Here is a 16,922-nt window from a genome sequence, read left to right on the forward strand (position 1 = left end):
CGTCACCTGCCGGAGGTCGTCGGGGCGGGGGCGCCGGGGGTGGGCACGGGCGCGGAGGCCGTGGGGGTGGGGGTGGCGGACGGGTCCGGGGCGGGGACGTTCGGAGCCGGTACGGGCACGGTGGAGCCGGGGGGCGGTGTCGCGGGGGCGGGCTGCTCCAGCACCGAGGGCTGTACGGGGGGCAGCGCCTCGGCCCGTTCGGGGACCCCGCGGACGGTCCCGTCGGGGTCGAGGAAGGCGGGGCTGCCGCCGGGGACCATGCCCAGCTCGCGGGCCCGGCGGCCCAGGGCGTCGGGCGCGGAGTGGTCGTCGACGTCCCGTTGCAGCGCCTGCTGCTCGTCGGTGAGGTCGGTGGTCTGTTTCCTCAGCTCGCTGAGCCGGAACGAGCCCTCGTTGAGCGAGGAGTTGAGGAGCAGCAGGGTGATCAGGCCGCCGCCGAGGAGCAGGACGACCAGCAGGACGAAGGGGGTACGGGCCGCCGAGGTCGCCCCGGCGGGCATCATCCGGGCGAGCCGCGCGGCGCGCCCCTTCAACTGCTTGGCCGGTCCGCTCACGACACGTCCTCCCGGATCCTCTCCGCCCCCCGCAGCCGGGCGGAGGCGGAGCGCCGGTTGTCGGCGATCTCCTCCTCCGTGGGAAGTTCGGCGCCGCGGGTGAGGAGTCTGAGGCGGGGCTGGTAGCGCTCGGGGACGACGGGCAGTCCGGGGGGCGCGGTGTTGGCGGCGCCCGCCGCGAAGACCTGTTTGACGACCCGGTCCTCCAGCGACTGGTAGGAGAGGACGGCGATGCGGCCGCCGACGTCGAGGGCCCTGACGGCGGCGGGCAGTGAGGACTCCAGCGCGGAGAGTTCGCCGTTGACCTCGATGCGCAGGGCCTGGAAGGTGCGCTTGGCCGGATTGCCACCGGTGCGCATGGCCGCCTGCGGCAGCGCGTCGCGGATCAGGGCGACGAGCCGGGCGCTCTTGGTGAAGGGTTCCTTCTCGCGTTCCTTGACGACCGCGGAGACGATGCGCTTGGCCTGTTTCTCCTCGCCGTACGCGCGCAGGATCCGTACCAGCTCACCGGGCGGATAGGTGTTGAGGACCTCGGCGGCGCTGATGCCGGCGGACTGGTCCATCCGCATGTCGAGCGGGGCGTCGTGGGCGTACGCGAAGCCGCGCCCGGCCTCGTCCAGCTGCATGGAGGAGACGCCGAGGTCGAAGAGGACGCCCTGGACCTTGGGGATGCGCAGCCGGTCCAGGACCTCGGGGAGTTCGTGGGAGACGGCGTGGACGAGCGTGGCGCGGTCGCCGTAGGGGGCGAGCCGCTCGCCGGAGAGCCGGAGGGCTTCCTTGTCGCGGTCGAGCGCGACCAGCCGGACGGCCGGGAACGCCGTGAGCAGCGCCTCGCTGTGGCCGCCGAGGCCCAGGGTGCCGTCGACGACGACGGCGCCGGGGCGGTCGAGGGCGGGGGCCAGCAGGTCCAGGCACCGCTGGAGCATCACCGGTACGTGTCGGGCCTGGTTCATGCGCCCCTCTCAGATCCGGCGCGGCCGGTACGTACGGCCGGGTCCCGCCCGTCCGGGAGGGGGAGGTCCGCCGGCGCCGGGAAGGGCGTCGGCGGCCCCGGCCGAGCCGGCGGGAGGAGGCCGAGCCGCACGTACGCCGCACACGCGGGGGAAATCGGGATGTGTTCGGAAGGTGTCCGTGAACTTCGCGTCACTTTAGTCCACCCGCCCTTCCGGTCAATCAACCGGCTGGCGCGTCGCGCGGGCCACTCACCACAGCGCCCCAAACACCGCGGATCACCCCATCGGGTGAGCATGGCAGGCCCATGTGGGGTAGCTCACATCCAGCCACGTTGACGCTCTTTGTTCTGTCTTGGGGCGGGCTTCGACGCGCTGTGACCATTACCGTCTTACGTATGTCGACTTCCGCACACCTCCCCGCAGAGCCCTCCGCAGCTCCCGCCGGCGCGGCCCGCACCGGCGGGACGGTCACCGACCGGCTCATCGACGCCAACCACCGCTACGCCGACGCGTTCAGCGACCCCGGCATGGACGCCCGCCCCGTGCTGCGCGTCGCCGTCGTCGCCTGCATGGACGCCCGGCTCGACCTGCACGACGCACTGGGCCTCGCGCTCGGCGACTGCCATACCATCCGGAACGCGGGAGGCGTGGTCACCGACGACGTCATCCGTTCCCTGACCATCAGCCAGCGCGCCCTCGGTACGCGCAGCGTCGTCCTCATCCATCACACCGGCTGCGGTCTGGAAAGTCTCACCGAGGAGTTCCGGCACGACCTGGAGATCGAGGTCGGCCAGCGGCCGGCCTGGGCGGTCGAGTCGTTCCGCGATGTGGACCAGGATGTACGGCAGTCGATGCGGCGGGTCCGCACCTCGCCCTTCCTGGTGCACACGGACGACATCCGCGGTTTTGTCTTCGACGTGAAGACGGGTCTCCTGCGGGAGATCGAGGCCTCCGACTAAGCCTCCTGAAACGTCCGAGCAGCCTCGGACCAACCCTCCAACTGTCGTCACCCGGCCCGATATCCCGGCAAAACCGACGTATCCCACCCACTTATCCACAGGCGAGTGACACGAAGCGGTAACGGCAACAAGAATGCGTGTGTGACGGCGCACCGGAACCATCCGGGGGCGGCGTCCGTATTTCGAGGTGGGCCGGGCCGTCTGATGAGCGCCGGCCCGTATGAAGGGGCCGAGGAGGGCCGGGTGACGACCTATGACGATCGAGCGAGCCTCACTGATCTGACCACCACAGCGGAGCGTGTGCGCGCATCGGTGGAAGGTGTGATCGAGGGCAAGCCTGAGGTCGTACGGCTTTCGCTGACCGTGCTCCTCGCCGAGGGGCATCTTCTGATCGAAGATGTCCCCGGCGTGGGCAAGACGATGCTCGCGAAGGCGCTCGCGCGCTCCATCGACTGTTCGGTGCGGCGTATCCAGTTCACTCCCGACCTGCTGCCGTCGGACATCACCGGGGTGTCCATCTACGACCAGCAGCGGCGGGAATTCGAGTTCAAACCGGGCGCGATCTTCGCGCAGATCGTGATCGGCGACGAGATCAACCGCGCCTCCCCGAAGACCCAGTCGGCGCTGCTGGAGTCGATGGAGGAGCGGCAGGTCACCATCGACGGGCATTCCTACGAACTGCCCAGCCCGTTCATGGTGGTGGCCACCCAGAACCCGGTGGAGATGGAGGGCACGTATCCGCTCCCCGAGGCGCAGCGCGACCGCTTCATGGCCCGGGTGTCGATCGGCTACCCCAGCGCGGAGGCCGAGTTGCAGATGCTGGACGTGCACGGCGGGGTCTCGCCGCTGGACGACCTCCAGCCGGTGGCGCACGCGCACGACATCGTGAAGCTGATCGACGCGGTGCGCGGCGTGCATGTCGCCGACTCCGTGCGGCGGTACGCGGTGGAGCTGGTCGGCGCGACCCGTAACCACCCGGACCTCAGGCTCGGCGCCTCGCCGCGCGCCACGCTCCACCTGCTGCGGGCGGCGAAGGCCTCGGCCGCCCTGAGCGGCCGGGACTACGCGCTGCCCGACGACGTGCAGGCCCTGGCGGCGGCGGTGCTGGCGCACCGTCTGCTGCCCACGGCGCAGGCGCAGTTGAACCGCCGTACCGCGGAGCAGGTCGTGCTGGAGATCCTCCAGCGCACGCCCGTGCCCACCGCGGACGGCGGCCTGGCCGCGGGAGGACGCCCGGTGCCGGGCGGCCCGCTCTACGGCCAGCAGCCCGGCGCACGGCGGCTGTGATGGGACCCGGGGGGACCGACGCCCCGGACGGCGAGGACGGGGGCGGCCTGCGGGCCGCGCTGTCCGGGCTGACGACGCGCGGGCGGTCGTTCTTCGCCGCCGGGATCGCCGCCGCCGTCTGCGCCTATGTCCTCGGGCAGTCGGACCTGCTGCGGGTGGGGCTGCTCCTCGCCGTGCTGCCGCTGATCTGTGTGGCCGTGCTGCACCGCACGCGCTACCGCGTCGCGGCCAGCCGGCGGCTGTCGCCCTCCCGGGTGCCGGCGGGCTCGGAGGCGCGGGTGCACCTGCGGATGGACAACGTGTCGCGGGGCCCCACGGGTCTGCTGATGCTCCAGGACCACGTGCCGTACGTGCTCGGCCCGCGCCCCCGGTTCGTGCTGGACCGGGTGGAGGCGGGCGGCCGGCGTGAGGTGTCCTACCGGGTGCGCTCGGACCTGCGCGGGCGGTATCCGCTCGGGCCGCTCCAGTTGCGGCTGAGCGACCCGTTCGGGATGTGCGAGCTGACCCGCTCGTTCAGCGCGTACGACACCCTGACCGTCATCCCCCGCACCGAACCGCTGCCCGCGGTCCGGCTCGCGGGCGAGGCGGCGGGGCTGGGCGACGGGCGGAACCGCTCGCAGGCCCTGGCCGGGGAGGACGACGTCATCCCGCGCGGCTACCGGCACGGCGACGACCTGCGCCGGGTTCACTGGCGCTCCACCGCCCGCTACGGCGAGCTGATGGTCCGCAGGGAGGAGACGCCCCAGCGGGCCAGGTGCACGGTGCTGCTGGACACCCGGCGCGTCGGCTACCAGGGCGCGGGACCCGACTCGGCCTTCGAGTGGGCGGTTTCGGGCGCGGCCTCCGCCCTGGTGCACATGCTGGAACGGGGCTTCGCCGTACGGCTGTTGACCGACACCGGCAGCTCGGTGCCGGGCGAGGGGGCCGACGGCTTCGCCGGGGCGACCCAGGGGTCCGCCGACTCGGCGGGCCTGATGATGGACACGCTCGCGATCGTCGACCACTCCGACGGGGCGGGCCTCTCCCGCGCGTACGACGTGCTGCGCGGCAGCACCGAGGGGCTGCTCCTGGCCTTCTTCGGCGATCTGGACGAGGAGCAGGCCGCCATCGCGGCCCGGATGCGGCAGCGCAGCGGCGCGGCCGTGGCGTTTGTCCTCGACAGCTCCGGCTGGGCGCAGGGCGCGCCCGGCCCCGCCGGGAACGACCAGGTCGAGAAGCGGCTGCGGCAGCTGCGGGAGGCCGGCTGGACCGCTCTCCCGGTGCCCTCCGGGACCGCGTTGTCCGACCTGTGGCACCAAGCGGCGCGTCAGCGGGTGGAATCGACCGTCACCGGCGGTTCGAACGGCTTCTCCGGAGGATGGTCATGAGCGGTCGCGGAAGGCTGGCGCTGTGCGCCTTCGCCGCCACGCTGATGGCGGCGGGCGCCCTGCTGCCGCTGGTCCGGCCGGCCACGTGGATGCTCCAGGCCGCCGTCATGGTCGCGATCGTCAGCGCCACGGGCGCGCTGGGCCGACGGGTACCGCTGGCCAGGGCGCTGACCGTGGCGCTCCAGGCGTTGGTGGCCCTGCTGATGCTGACGGTGGTCTTCGCCGGGCAGCAGGCGTTCCTCGGACTCCTGCCGACCCCTGAGGTCATCTCCCGCTTCGGCGAGTTGCTGAGCGCGGGCGGCGACGACGTCGGGCGGTTCGCGATACCGGCTCCGGCGACCGACGGCATCAAACTGATGCTCATCGGCGGCGTGGTGGTCATCGGGCTGGCCGTGGACGCCCTCGCGGTGACGTTCCGCAGCGCGGCTCCGGCCGGGCTGCCGCTGCTGGCGCTGTACTCGGTGGCCGCCGGGCTCTCCGGCGGGGCGGGCGGGGCCTGGTGGTTCCTGCTGGCCGCCTGCGGCTATCTGCTGCTGCTCCTGGCCGAGGGCCGGGACCGGCTGTCCCAGTGGGGCCGGGTGTTCGGCGGCACCCCGCGGGCCGGGCGGCTGCCCGGCGGCGAGAGCGCGGGAGCGCCGCCGCCGATCCGTACCGGACGAAGGATCGGCGTGGTCGCGCTCGGGGTGGCCCTGGTGGTCCCGCTGGCGCTGCCCGCCCTCAACGGCGGCCTGCTGGCCGGCACCGGCGGCGGGACCGGTTCGGGATCCGGCGCCGGAGGCACCATCTCGGCGGTGAACCCGCTGGTGTCGCTCCAGGACAACCTGAACCAGCCCGAGGACCGCGAGGCGCTGAGCTACCGGACGAACGCGCCCGACACCCAGAACATGTATCTGCGGATCATGGCGCTGGACAAGTTCGACGGCACGTCCTGGCGGTTCTCGCAGCGCGGCATCGAGGACGTGCCGGACGAGTTCCCGACCCCGCAGGGGCTGGACTCCGACGTCCGGACCACCGAGGTCACCACCAGCATCTCGGCCGCTCCCTGGTACCGGCAGGACTATCTGCCGATGCCCTATCCGGCGACCAGGGTCGACATCGACGGACGGTGGCGGTACGAGCCCACGGGCCGGACGCTGGTGGGCGAGAACGGCCAGTCGACCCGCGGCGAGCGGTACGAGGTCAGCAGCCTGCTGGTCGAGCCGACCCGGGAGCAGCTCGCCTCGGCGCCCCCGGCCCCCTCGGCGCTGCGCCGGGAGTACACGCAGGTCCCGCGCAGCCTGCCGGCCGTGGTCAAGGAGACCGCGGAGAAGGTCACGGCGGGGTCGGCCAACGACTACGAGAGGGCCGTCAAGCTCCAGGACTGGTTCGCCGTGGACGGCGGGTTCACCTACGACGTCCAGGTCGACTCCGGCACCGGCGTCACCGCGATCACGCGCTTCCTGAAGAACAAGGAAGGCTTCTGCGTCCACTTCTCCTTCACGATGGCCGCGATGGCCCGCACGCTCGGGATCCCGGCGCGGGTCGCGGTGGGCTTCACGCCCGGTACGGCCCAGCCGAACGGGACCGTGTCCGTGGGGCTGCGCGACGCGCACGCCTGGCCCGAGCTGTATTTCGAGGGCGTGGGGTGGACCCGGTTCGAGCCGACGCCGAGCCGGGGCAGCACCCCCGACTACACCCGGCCCGAGGCTCCCTCCGGCAGCGCCAGCGACCCGCAGCTGCCCGACTCCACGGCCTCGGCCGCGCCCTCGACGGCGCCGTCGGCCTCGGAGAGCTGCGACGCGCAGGCACGGCGGCTGGACGGCTGCGGCACGGTCGCCCCGGGCGCCTCGGCGACCCCGGACGACCCCCAGAGCTCCTGGTGGTCGACGGCGGGGGCGGCCGGCCTGGCACTGGCCGCCGTGGTGGTCCTCCTGCTGCCGCTGCTGCCCCTGCTGCGACGGCAGAGGGTGCGCGCCCGGCGGCTGGGTTCCGGGGGGCGTACGGAAGCGGACCTCACGGCACGGACACTCGCAGCCTGGCGTGAAATCACCGATACGGCGTGGGACTACGGCATCGCGCCGGACGATTCGCGGACCCCGCGGAAGGCGGCCGAGCGGATCGTGCGGGAGGGACACCTGGAGCCGGCGGCGGCGCAGGCCGTGCACCGGCTCGCGGACGCGGTGGAACAGGTGCTGTACGCGCCGGTACCCCGGCCGGGTACGGGGCTGGCCGAGGACGTCCGGCTGGTGCACGAGGGCCTTCGCGCCCCGGCGGGGCGCACGGCCCGGCTGCGTGCGCTCCTCGCTCCGCGCTCCTCCATTCGGGTGATATGGGCGCTCTCGGAGCGATGGACGGTTCTCACCGACCGGTGGACGGCCCACCGCCTCCATCCGTCCCGCTGGGCGGACACGATCCGCCGGCGCCCCTCCCGCCAGGGAGGCTGAGGGGCCGGGTCACGGACATGAAGGAGGGGCGAACGCGTCACGCGTTCGCCCCTCGTTCTCACTGTCCTGGTCCGCCCCGGGCCGGTAGCGGCACGGGGCGGGGAAGAACCTCAGGGACTCACTGGCCCTGTTCGTCGCGGCGGCGCTGCCACCGCTGCTCGATGCGGTTCATCATCGAGCGGCGCTGTCGTGGTTGTCGTCGGCCGGGAGCACCGCCGCCGGCAGCCGGTTGCTCGCCCGGTTTGGGCGCCTTCCGCCAGCCGGTGACCGCCAGGACCGCACAGCCGAGCATGACGAGGAACCCCACCACGCTGATCCAGATCTGCTGAGCGACCATTCCGGCCATGAGGAGCGCGATACCCACCAGGAAGCCTGCGACTGCCTGATAGACCCGTCGTCGGGTGTATGTACGCAGCCCGCTTCCCTCAAGCGCTGTCGCGAACTTGGGATCTTCGGCGTACAGCGCTCGCTCCATTTGCTCGAGCATTCGCTGCTCGTGCTCCGAGAGCGGCACGGAGTCCTCCTAGTCGTCGGTCGCGGGGGGCGACCGGGATGCGGCCCCTTCAAGGATAGGCAGGGAATCGGCCCCCGTGAAACCCGCCCTCAACGCCATTTCGCCAATCCGGGCCGCCATGCCGTTTCAACCGCTGAGGCGTTGATTCCCCAACCATCGATCCGTCATGCCGGATGGTGTACACCGATCATACGGCGCCCGGCGCTTTCACGGGGGTCCAGTGACGCACTGCATGCGCGGCTGCATCGCTGATCAGCCACACGATCAGCCCCTCACGGGGTCCTCGCGGGGTCCGCCCGGGGACCCGGAGGGCTCCCGGGCGTCTCCCGGCGGTCTCTCGGCGATCAGGCCGGGCCCCCGGGGGGTCAGGTCCGCTTCTCGCCCAGGACGTGCAGCTGTGTGGCGACGGCGTGGAACGCGGGCAGCTCGGCGGCGGCCGTCTCCAGCCTCAGCAGCGCCTCCAGCGCCCCCGGCTGGGTGTCCACCAGACCGCCCGGTACGAGGTCCGCGAAGACCCGTACACCGTGCACGGCACCGACCCGCAGGCCCGCGCCGCCGACCAGATCCGTCAGCTGCTCGGCCGTGAAGCGCCGGGGCACCGGATCGCCCTCGCCCCAGCGGCCCGCCGGATCGGTGAGCGCCTGCCTGGCCTCGGTGAAGTGCCCCGCGAGCGCCCGGGCGAGCACGGCCCCGCCGAGCCCCGCCGCGAGCAGGCTGAGCGCGCCGGCCGGGCGCAGCGCGTCCGACACGGTCCGTACGCCGTCGGCCGGGTCGTCCACGTACTCCAGGACGCCGTGGCAGAGCACCGCGTCGAAACCGGCCCGCTCGACCACGTCGAAGAGCCCGTGGATGTCACCCTGCACACCGCGGACCCGGTCGGCCACCCCGGCCTCGTCCGCCCGGCGCTCCAGCGCGAAGAGCGCGTTCGGACTCGGGTCGACCACGGTCACCCGGTGCCCGAGGCGGGCGACGGGCACGGCGAAGTTGCCCGTGCCCCCGCCGGTGTCGAGCACGTCCAGGACGTCCGTCCCCGCGGCCTTGGCCCGGTGTTCCAGGGCCTCCTTGAGGACCTCCCAGACCACGGCGGTACGGAGGGAGCCCCGGGGGCGCGATGGTGTCTCCCCACCGAAGACAGGGGAAGGGTCCGACACGGCAGTTGACTCCTCGGCGCGGTGCCGCCCCGGGCGGCGGGGCGTGAACGGTGCGGGCTCCGCCCACCCTATTGCCTCGGCCGCCCCCGCCCCTCACCCCACGGCGTCCCCCTGTCCCGGTAAGTCCGCCCGGGGCTGGGGCAGGACCGGCGCGAGCACCAGCATCCGCTCCACCAGGCGCAGGAACATGGCCACGTCACGCAGGAGGTCGTCGGCGTCGCGGCTGCTCGCCGCGCCCTGTATGCCCGCCTCGGCGCGCGCCCTGCGCGCGGCGCCGGCGGCGAACAGGGCGCTCCACTCGGACAGTTCGGGCGCGATCTCGGGGAGCACCTCCCAGGCGGTCCTGATCCGGCGGCGGCGCGGCGGGGTGGTCTCCGGGCGGCCCCGGGCGGCGAGGACGGCGGCCGCGGTGCGCAGGGCGGCGAGGTGGGCGGTGGCGTAGCGCTCGTTCGGAGTGTCCAGCGTCGCGGCCTCGTCCAGGCCGTCGCGGGCCTTGGAGAGCAGGTCGAGGGCGGCCGGCGGGGCCGTGGCCCTTCGCAGGACGGGGTGGACGTCGCTCGGTGGTCCGGTCAGTGAGGGGGCAGGGCCACCCGTAGGGCGCCGACGTGCGGCACCGGCGTGGGAGCTGGCCATGGCGGAACCTCCTGTCCTCGTGTGACGGCTCTGTGGCCGTATGTGTTCATCGTGGAGCACACCACTGACAATCACCTCTGACCTGCGACGTTGCCTCGTACACGGTGCGGACGAGGTTTTTCGCGGCGTCCCGGCCGAGCGCACCGGACACGCGAGTGCGCCGGTCCGGCGGGACTCGGTCCTCCTGAGTCCCGCCGAACCGGCGCGTTCCCCCGTTCTTCCCCGTTCCCCCGTTCCTCCCCCGTTCCCCCGTCTCCCCCCGTCCCTCGTTCCCCCCTGTCCGGCTCCCCCGTCCCCCCTGCCACGTCAGGGGGGCAGCACCGTTCCGCAGCCCCGTGCCGGCGGTGCCGGCGCCGCGCCCCTTCCGTGGTCTCCACTCTCCCCTCCGCGCGGGTGGCGGCCCATCCGCGCGGCTACTCATCTCACGCGGTGAGTAGACGTACTCAGACCCGCGTTGTACTCAGAACCGTGTTCCCGTCCCCACCCCGTGGCGGCCCCGCCGTGGCTACCATCGCGTCCGTGTCCGTACTCCCCCTCGTCTTCACCAGCGGCTGGGCCAGCGGGATCAACGCCTATGCGGTGATCCTGCTGTTCGGCGTGTTCGGTGCCACCGGGCTGACCGACGAGGTGCCCGCCCCGCTCCAGCGCACCGACGTGCTGATAGCCGCCGGCGTGCTCTTCCTCTGCGAGGCCGTCGCCGACAAGATCCCGTACGTCGACACCGTCTGGGACACCGTGCACACGGTGATCAGGCCCGTGTCGGGCGCGGTGGTCGGGGCGTTGCTCGCCGGTCAGAGCGGTTCGCTGCCCGACCTCGCGGCGGGCGCGGTCGGCGGCTCCACCGCGCTGGTCAGCCATCTGGTGAAGGCCGGTACGCGGATGGCCGTGAACACCTCCCCCGAGCCGTTCAGCAACATCGTCCTGAGCACGCTGGAGGATCTGGGCGTCGCCGGGATCATCACGTTCGCGCTCTTCCATCCGGTCGCCGCCGCCGCGATCGCCGCCACGCTGCTGGTGCTGGGCGTCACGACGGTGGTCTTCCTGGCCTCCCGGATCCGCCGTTTCCTGCGCCGCAGGGCGCGCGGCCGCGTTGTCAGTGACCCCGGATAAAGTCCCTGGCATGGCACGGATTGTGGTGATCGGCGCGGGCATGGGCGCCATGGCGGCGGCCGCCCGGCTGGCGGTGGCGGGCCACCGGGTGACGGTGTACGAACGCGCGGCGACCTACGGCGGCTCGGTGGGCCGGTTCTCGCGCGCGGGCTTCGTCTTCGACACGGGCCCCGGGCTGCTGCACCTGCCGGCGGTGTACCGCGATCTGTTCGTCAAGACCGGCAAGGAGCCGCTGGAGGCGTGCGTCGGGCTGCGGCAGGTGGACCCGGCGAGCCGGCACGTCTTCGCCGACGGTACGGACGTGCTGCTGCCCAACGTGTCACGGGCCGGGGTCGTCTCCGCCCTCGACGCGGCGCTGGGCGGCGGCGCCGGGGAGCGCTGGGGGGCGTTCCTCGGACGGGCCAGGGACACCTGGGACCGGTCCAGGCGGCCGCTGTTGGAGGAGCCGTTGCCGGCCGACCGGGGGCCGCTCGCGCATGATCCGTATCCGGCGGTGCGGCACAGACGGCTGCTGCGCGGCGCGCGCCGGGCCGGGACGGTCGCGGAGATCGGCGCCTGGGAGCTGGCGGACCCCCGCCTCGCCGCCCTGCTGGACGGGTACGCGCTGTCGTACGGCCTCGACCCGCGGCGCGCCCCGGCGAGCGCGGCCGTGCTGCCGTATCTGGAGCAGACCTTCGGCAGCTGGTATGTGGAGGGCGGGATACGGGAGTTGGCCCGCGCGGTGTACGAACGGTGCCTGGCGCGCCGGGTCGAGTTCGTCTTCGGCACCGGGGTGACCGGGATCGTGGAGAAGGACGGCGCGGCCACGGGCGTCGAGTTGGCGGACGGCACGGTCGTGGCGGCCGACCGGGTGGTGGCGGGTGTCGCGCCGGGTCCGCTCGCCGGGCGGGAGGTCCGGGAGGCGGGTGACGTAGGGCCGGAGGGCCTGGACGTGCAACCGGGCGGCCGGGACGCCTCCTTGGCGCCCGGCCGGTTCACCGTGCTGTTGGCGCTGCGGGGCGGGCGGCCCGGGGATGCCGCGCACCGGACGGTGGTGCACTCCCCCGACGGCGCGGCCGAGTCGGCCGATCTCTTCGCCGGGCGCCCGGCGGGGCGGCCCACGGTGACGGTGCTGCGTCCCGACGACCCGGCGACACGGCCCGACGCGGACCACGAGGCGGTGACGGTCACCGCGACCGTCGCCCCGCAGGGCCCGGTGGACTGGACGGACGCCGCGTTGCGGGAGCGGTACGCGGACGCGCTGGTCACGGCGGCGGAGGCGGCCGTGCCCGGGCTGTCCGGGCGGGTGGAGTGGCGCGGGGTGCGCACGCCCGCCGACACGGCGGAGCAGACGGGGGCGGCGGGCGGTTCGGTGCCCGCGCCCGCGCTGGCGGGGGCGGACGGGCACTTCCTGTACCCGGCGAACAGCACGGTGCCGGCCGGGCTCCACCGGGCGGGCGGCTGGGCGCATCCCGGGGGCGGCCTCGCTCACGCGGGGATGTCCGGCGCGCTGGTCGCCGGGCTGATCGTGGAGGGAGCGGACTTCCGCGGCTCGCGGTAGCCGGTCAGCACCGGTGCAGCCGGTCAGTACCGGTACTGCTGCTCGTTGTTGTTGTAGCCGGGGTCGTAGCCGTACTCGTGCGGCTGTTCCTGCGGCATCGGCGGGACCTGGTGGTCGCCCTCGCGCTGCTGCGGGACCCAGACCCCGCCGGGCGGGGTGTCGGCGCTGTACGGCTGCTGGGCGGTGTAGGGGTCCACGTACTGCTGCTGGCCGCCGTAGTTGTCGTACGCGCCGGGCTGCCCGCCGCCGTCGGCCGTGCCGATGTACGGGTCGGAGTAGGCCGCGTACGGCTGGTCGGTGCCGTAGCCGTACTGCGCGTAGGCGTCCTGGCCGGCGCCCTGCCCGCCGACACCCTGCCCGACGCCCTGGCCGGTGTCCTGCGCCGCGTAGACGTCCTGGCCGGTGCCGTACGCGTTCTGGTCGGCGTACGGGTCCTGCGCCGCGTACGGCTGCTCGGGCGCGGCCTGCCCGTACCCGGCGAAGGCGTCGAACGCCTCGCCGTACGGGTTCTGCTGAGCCTGGTCGTCCTTGTAGACGCCGTACTGCCCGGTGTCGTCGGGGAGCGGCTGCGGTTCGTACACCGCCCCCATCGTCGCCGTCATCGCGGCGTCCATCGGCACGTCCATCGCGGGCACGGCCATGGCCGGTTCGTACTCCAGGTCCGAGACCTGGAGCGTGGGCTCCTGCTCGCCCCGGCCGACCGCCTTGCGCCGGCGGCTGGCTCCCGGGCTGCCGCCCAGCGCCCAGCCCGTCGAGAAGCCGCGGCGGAAGGAGAGCGTCACGTACGCCTGCCCGACGGCGAAGGCGATCGCGCCGAGCGCGATGACGAAGACGGACGGCATCAGGACACCCAGCACGACACCCATGAACCCGGTGAAGGCGAGCAGTCGCCAGCGCAGCCGCGCCTTGTACTGGAGCAGCACCTCACCCAGGAGCCACAGCGCCACGATTCCGAATGCGATGTAGAGGACCGTCCAGCCCATGCCCGCCCCTCTCCTGCGGCCACCACCCCGGGACAGGGCGGCTGCGGCCGGTCACGACTGCTCGCGCAGTCCGAGATTCTCGTAGATTTCGAGCGTCGCCGTGGAGTTGTTGAGTGTAATGAAGTGCAGTCCGGGGACACCCTCGGCGAGCAGTCCCGCGCAGAACTCCGTCGCGAACTCGATGCCAATGGAGCGTACAGCGGCCGGATCGTCCTTGACGGCGAGGATCCGCTCTTTCAGCGCCGACGGGACGGCCGCGGTGCTGAGCTGGGGCAGCCGCTCCAGCATCCGCACGCTCGTGACCGGCATGATCTCCGGAATGATCGGAGTTGCGCAACCGGCGGACTCGACCCGGTCACGAAGGTGGAGATATCCGTCAGGTTCGAAGAACATCTGCGTGATCGCGTAGTCGGCACCGGCCCGGCACTTGTCCACGAAGTGGCGGATGTCCGTGTCCCAGTCGGACGACCGCGGGTGCATCTCGGGGAAGGCCGCGACTCCGACGCAGAAGTCTCCCGACTCCTTGATCAGGCGCACCAGTTCCGCCGCGTACCGCACGCCCTGCGGGTGCTTGACCCACTCACCCATGGGGTCGCCGGGCGGATCGCCCCGTACGGCGAGGATGTTGCGGATCCCTGCGTCGGCGTACTGCCCGATCATGTTGCGCAGTTCGGCGACGGACTGGCCGACGGCCGTCAGGTGGGCGACCGGGGTGAGGGTGGTGTCGGCGGCGATCTGCTCGGTGGCCTTCACCGTGCCGGCCCGGGTGGAGCCGCCCGCGCCGTACGTCACCGACACGAAGCTGGGGGCCACCGCCTCGACCCGGCGCAGCGCGTTCCAGAGGTTCCGCTCGCCCTTCTCGGTCTTGGGCGCCCAGAACTCGAACGAATAGGTGGTCTCGCCCGCGGCGAGCAGATCACGCACGGTCGGTGCGTGATCTGTTCTGGTCGAAGATGTACCGAAGGCCATACGTGCAGGTTATCGAGGGTGTGGCGGTCTCCCAAGCGAATGGGGGGCATTTGACCGGTTTACCGGTCCCCGGTCCCACGCCTCGGACACCCCGGGAGGCCGCTCGCGGGGACGAGCCGCCGGTCAGCGGGACCGCTCACGCACCCGCTTCGCGAGCGCGGCCGTCGCCGCCGCCGGGTCGTCGGCCTCCGTGATCGCCCGTACGACGACCACCCGGCGGGCGCCCGCGTCCAGCACCTGGTCGAGGTTGCCCGCGTCGATGCCGCCGATCGCGAACCAGGGGCGGTCGGTGGCCAGGCCGGCCGTGTACCGCACGAGGCCGAGCCCGGGCGCGTGGCGGCCCGGCTTGGTCGGGGTGGGCCAGCACGGACCCGTACAGAAGTAGTCCACCCCCGGCTCCGCCACCGCCGCGTCGACCTCCGCCTCGGCGTGGGTGGACCTGCCGATCAGCGGCGTCTCGCCGAGGACGGCCCGGGCGGCCGGGACCGGGAGGTCCCCCTGCCCCAGGTGCAGCACGTCGGAGCCGATGGCGTGCGCCACGTCGGCGCGGTCGTTCACCGCCAGCAGGACGCCGTGGCGCCGGCAGGCCTCGGCGAAGACCTGGAGGTGGTCCAGCTCCTCGGCCGCCTCCATGCCCTTGTCGCGCAGCTGCACGATGTCCACGCCGGACGCCAGCACGGCGTCGAGGAACTCGGGAAGGTCCCCCTGTTTCCTGCGGGCGTCCATGCAGAGGTACAGCCGGGCGTCGGACAGCGCGGCGCGTTCTGTGGGCATGAAGGATCCCCCCGTCGGTTCCGCGGTGGACGGCGGTACGGGCCCGCGCGGGCGGTGCCGTACCGCCGCACGCCGCGTGCGGTGATGTGGTTCAGACGGCGAGCGCCTGGGCCCGGCGCTTCACCTCCGTGCCGCGATTCTCGCTGAGCGCCTGCGCGGGCGTGCCCGGCAGGGTGGGGTCGGAGGTGAAGAGCCACTCCAGCATCTCTTCGTCGGTCCAGCCGTCGTCCCTCAGGAGCGTCAGGGTCCCGGCGAGACCCTTGACGACCTTGCCGCCGTCGATGAAGGCGGCGGGCACCTGGAGCGCGCGGTTCTCCCCGCGGCGGACGGCGATCAGCTGGCCTTCCTTCACCAGCTGCCGCACCCGCGTCACCTCGATATCGAACAATTTGGCGATATCGGGCAGGTGGAGCCAGGCAGGGACGAGAGCATCGATCTTTGCGTCAATCTCGGTCACGAGGACAAGCGTGCCATCCCGGACGGCCTCACGGTAGCCAGGACCACCCGCCCGAGGGGACGCGGCATGTCCGCCCCTCAAACAACCGCCTTCTTCAAGGGGACCGTGGGGTCCGCCACCCGGTGGGGGTCCAGGTGGGCGGGGGTTTCCAGCAGTTTTCTCGCCTGGGCCAGGTCCCGGGGGCGGCCCACCGCCAGCAGGGCCACCAGCACGCCCTCCCGCAGCCACGCCACCGACCACGCAGCCTCCGCCGGGTCGCCGCGCCACACCAGGGTGTCGGCGGACGCGTGGTGGCCCGCGTACTGCACGAACCGGCCGAACTGCTCCGACCAGAAGTACGGCACCGGGTCGTAGACGCCCTCGGTCTCGCCGATGATCCGGGCGGCGACGGTACGGGGCCCCTGGAGCGCGTTGTCCCAGTGGTGGACGAGGAGCCGCGCGCCGTACCGGGCCGAGGGGAAGGACGCGCAGTCGCCCACCGCGTACACGCCGGGCAGCGACGTCCTCAGTCGTTCGTCCGCGGTGACGGAACCGTCCGGGCCCAGCTCCATGCCCGAGCCCGCCAGCCAGCCCGTCGCGGGCCGCGCCCCGATGCCCACGACCACCGCGCCCGCCGGCAGCCGCCGGCCGTCCGCGAGGACCACCGCGCCGGGCTCGACGGACGCCACGCGCGCGTGCGTCAGCAGTTCGGCGCCGCTCTCCGCGTACCACCCGGCCATCGGCGCGGCCACCTCCGCCGGGAAAATCCCCGCCAACGGCCGGTCCGCCGCCTCCACGACCGTCACCGCGCACCCCGCCTCCCGCGCCGCCGTCGCGAACTCCGCGCCGATCCAGCCCGCGCCCACGACCACGACCGCGTCCTGCCGCGCCAGCACGGGCCGCAGCCGCTCGGCGTCGTCCAGCGTGCGCAGCAGATGGACGCCGGGGACGTCCTCCGTACCTGGCAGCCTGACCGGCTCCGCGCCGGTCGCGACGACCAGCACGTCGTACGGCACAGGACCGTCCGGCGTGTCGATTTCCCGTACGTCCGGCCGCAGCCCGGTCACGGGGAGCCCGAGCCGCAGCTCGACGGAGAGCGCGGAGAAGTCGATGTCGAAGGACGACCCGTCCGCCTGGCCGAGCAGGACCGCCTTGGAGAGCGGCGGCCGGTCGTACGGCGGATGCGGCTCCGCGCCGATCAGCGTGATCCGGTCGCGGAAGCCGCCCTCGCGCAGGGCGACCGCGGTCTGCACCCCCGCCATCCCGGCC

Annotated in this window: 16 protein-coding genes; 6 read left to right on the forward strand and 10 right to left on the reverse strand. The window is 73.2% G+C overall.

Annotated elements, in window-relative coordinates; all coding sequences use genetic code 11:
* Positions 1 to 2: 2 nt before the first annotated feature.
* Positions 3 to 554 (reverse strand): hypothetical protein, encoded by a 552-nt coding sequence (locus ACIO1C_RS09580; RefSeq protein WP_401860359.1) that lies wholly within the window; start codon positions 552 to 554, stop codon positions 3 to 5.
* Entirely contained in the window at positions 551 to 1,507 is a 957-nt protein-coding gene (gene rsmH / locus ACIO1C_RS09585) for a 16S rRNA (cytosine(1402)-N(4))-methyltransferase RsmH (protein ID WP_401860362.1), read from the reverse strand. The genes ACIO1C_RS09580 and rsmH overlap by 4 nt, the downstream gene beginning before the upstream one ends.
* A gap of 395 nt (positions 1,508 to 1,902) precedes the next feature.
* Between rsmH and ACIO1C_RS09590 the strand changes: the two genes are divergently transcribed.
* The 4 genes from ACIO1C_RS09590 (at position 1,903) to ACIO1C_RS09605 (ending at position 7,543) form a co-directional block, all read left to right on the forward strand.
* Positions 1,903 to 2,466 carry a beta-class carbonic anhydrase gene (locus tag ACIO1C_RS09590; protein ID WP_401860365.1) on the forward strand — a complete coding sequence of 188 codons (564 nt, stop codon included), beginning with the start codon at positions 1,903 to 1,905 and terminating at the stop codon, positions 2,464 to 2,466.
* Between the two features lie 243 nt (positions 2,467 to 2,709).
* The gene (locus ACIO1C_RS09595) at positions 2,710 to 3,753 is read left to right on the forward strand and encodes an AAA family ATPase (RefSeq protein ID WP_401860368.1); all 1,044 of its coding nucleotides are present in this window, start codon (positions 2,710 to 2,712) and stop codon (positions 3,751 to 3,753) included.
* Positions 3,753 to 5,120 (forward strand): DUF58 domain-containing protein, encoded by a 1,368-nt coding sequence (locus ACIO1C_RS09600; protein WP_401860371.1) that lies wholly within the window; start codon positions 3,753 to 3,755, stop codon positions 5,118 to 5,120. Before ACIO1C_RS09595 ends, ACIO1C_RS09600 begins: the two co-directional genes overlap by 1 nt.
* A complete protein-coding gene (locus ACIO1C_RS09605) occupies positions 5,117 to 7,543 on the forward strand; it encodes a transglutaminaseTgpA domain-containing protein (RefSeq protein WP_401860372.1) in 2,427 nt (808 codons plus the stop codon). Before ACIO1C_RS09600 ends, ACIO1C_RS09605 begins: the two co-directional genes overlap by 4 nt.
* A gap of 118 nt (positions 7,544 to 7,661) precedes the next feature.
* Here ACIO1C_RS09605 and ACIO1C_RS09610 read toward each other — a convergent pair whose 3' ends face one another.
* The 3 genes from ACIO1C_RS09610 to ACIO1C_RS09620 form a co-directional block, all read right to left on the reverse strand.
* Complete coding sequence (locus ACIO1C_RS09610; RefSeq protein ID WP_161307326.1) at positions 7,662 to 8,057, reverse strand: DUF3040 domain-containing protein; 396 nt, start codon at positions 8,055 to 8,057, stop codon at positions 7,662 to 7,664.
* A 365-nt stretch (positions 8,058 to 8,422) separates the two neighbouring features.
* Positions 8,423 to 9,208: a methyltransferase gene (locus ACIO1C_RS09615; protein ID WP_401860374.1), complete on the reverse strand. Its 786-nt coding sequence runs from the start codon at positions 9,206 to 9,208 to the stop codon at positions 8,423 to 8,425.
* A gap of 93 nt (positions 9,209 to 9,301) precedes the next feature.
* Positions 9,302 to 9,841, reverse strand: a complete 540-nt coding sequence (locus ACIO1C_RS09620; RefSeq protein WP_401860376.1) for an SAV_6107 family HEPN domain-containing protein — start codon at positions 9,839 to 9,841, stop codon at positions 9,302 to 9,304.
* A gap of 519 nt (positions 9,842 to 10,360) precedes the next feature.
* Between ACIO1C_RS09620 and ACIO1C_RS09625 the strand changes: the two genes are divergently transcribed.
* Positions 10,361 to 10,951, forward strand: a complete 591-nt coding sequence (locus ACIO1C_RS09625; protein ID WP_401860379.1) for a DUF4126 domain-containing protein — start codon at positions 10,361 to 10,363, stop codon at positions 10,949 to 10,951.
* Positions 10,952 to 10,961: 10 nt separating this feature from the next.
* Positions 10,962 to 12,491 (forward strand): phytoene desaturase family protein, encoded by a 1,530-nt coding sequence (locus tag ACIO1C_RS09630; protein WP_401860382.1) that lies wholly within the window; start codon positions 10,962 to 10,964, stop codon positions 12,489 to 12,491.
* 23 nt (positions 12,492 to 12,514) lie between these two features.
* Here ACIO1C_RS09630 and ACIO1C_RS09635 read toward each other — a convergent pair whose 3' ends face one another.
* The 5 genes from ACIO1C_RS09635 to ACIO1C_RS09655 form a co-directional block, all read right to left on the reverse strand.
* The gene (locus ACIO1C_RS09635) at positions 12,515 to 13,474 is read right to left on the reverse strand and encodes a hypothetical protein (RefSeq protein ID WP_401860383.1); all 960 of its coding nucleotides are present in this window, start codon (positions 13,472 to 13,474) and stop codon (positions 12,515 to 12,517) included.
* Positions 13,475 to 13,525: 51 nt separating this feature from the next.
* A complete protein-coding gene (gene metF / locus ACIO1C_RS09640; protein ID WP_401860386.1) occupies positions 13,526 to 14,443 on the reverse strand; it encodes a methylenetetrahydrofolate reductase [NAD(P)H] in 918 nt (305 codons plus the stop codon).
* A gap of 123 nt (positions 14,444 to 14,566) precedes the next feature.
* Positions 14,567 to 15,217, reverse strand: a complete 651-nt coding sequence (gene thiE, locus ACIO1C_RS09645) for a thiamine phosphate synthase (RefSeq protein ID WP_401860388.1) — start codon at positions 15,215 to 15,217, stop codon at positions 14,567 to 14,569.
* Positions 15,218 to 15,308: 91 nt separating this feature from the next.
* Positions 15,309 to 15,674, reverse strand: a complete 366-nt coding sequence (locus ACIO1C_RS09650) for an Rv2175c family DNA-binding protein (protein WP_401860391.1) — start codon at positions 15,672 to 15,674, stop codon at positions 15,309 to 15,311.
* Between the two features lie 77 nt (positions 15,675 to 15,751).
* A complete protein-coding gene (locus ACIO1C_RS09655; protein ID WP_401861004.1) occupies positions 15,752 to 16,915 on the reverse strand; it encodes an NAD(P)/FAD-dependent oxidoreductase in 1,164 nt (387 codons plus the stop codon).
* Positions 16,916 to 16,922: the final 7 nt, after the last annotated feature.

The sequence above is a fragment of the Streptomyces sp. NPDC087420 genome (genome assembly GCF_044744165.1).
In the GTDB taxonomy this organism is placed as follows: Bacteria; Actinomycetota; Actinomycetes; order Streptomycetales; family Streptomycetaceae; genus Streptomyces.

Bases quoted from the DNA above. Each gene is read 5' to 3' on its own strand.
- rsmH (WP_401860362.1), bottom strand. From the start codon at position 1,507: ATGAACCAGGCCCGACACGTACCGGTGATGCTCCAGCGGTGCCTGGAC.
- ACIO1C_RS09590 (WP_401860365.1), top strand. From the start codon at position 1,903: ATGTCGACTTCCGCACACCTCCCCGCAGAGCCCTCCGCAGCTCCCGCC.
- ACIO1C_RS09600 (WP_401860371.1), top strand. From the start codon at position 3,753: ATGGGACCCGGGGGGACCGACGCCCCGGACGGCGAGGACGGGGGCGGC.
- ACIO1C_RS09605 (WP_401860372.1), top strand. From the start codon at position 5,117: ATGAGCGGTCGCGGAAGGCTGGCGCTGTGCGCCTTCGCCGCCACGCTG.
- ACIO1C_RS09620 (WP_401860376.1), bottom strand. From the start codon at position 9,841: ATGGCCAGCTCCCACGCCGGTGCCGCACGTCGGCGCCCTACGGGTGGC.
- ACIO1C_RS09630 (WP_401860382.1), top strand. From the start codon at position 10,962: ATGGCACGGATTGTGGTGATCGGCGCGGGCATGGGCGCCATGGCGGCG.
- ACIO1C_RS09635 (WP_401860383.1), bottom strand. From the start codon at position 13,474: ATGGGCTGGACGGTCCTCTACATCGCATTCGGAATCGTGGCGCTGTGG.
- metF (WP_401860386.1), bottom strand. From the start codon at position 14,443: ATGGCCTTCGGTACATCTTCGACCAGAACAGATCACGCACCGACCGTG.
- thiE (WP_401860388.1), bottom strand. From the start codon at position 15,217: ATGCCCACAGAACGCGCCGCGCTGTCCGACGCCCGGCTGTACCTCTGC.
- ACIO1C_RS09655 (WP_401861004.1), bottom strand. From the start codon at position 16,915: ATGGCGGGGGTGCAGACCGCGGTCGCCCTGCGCGAGGGCGGCTTCCGC.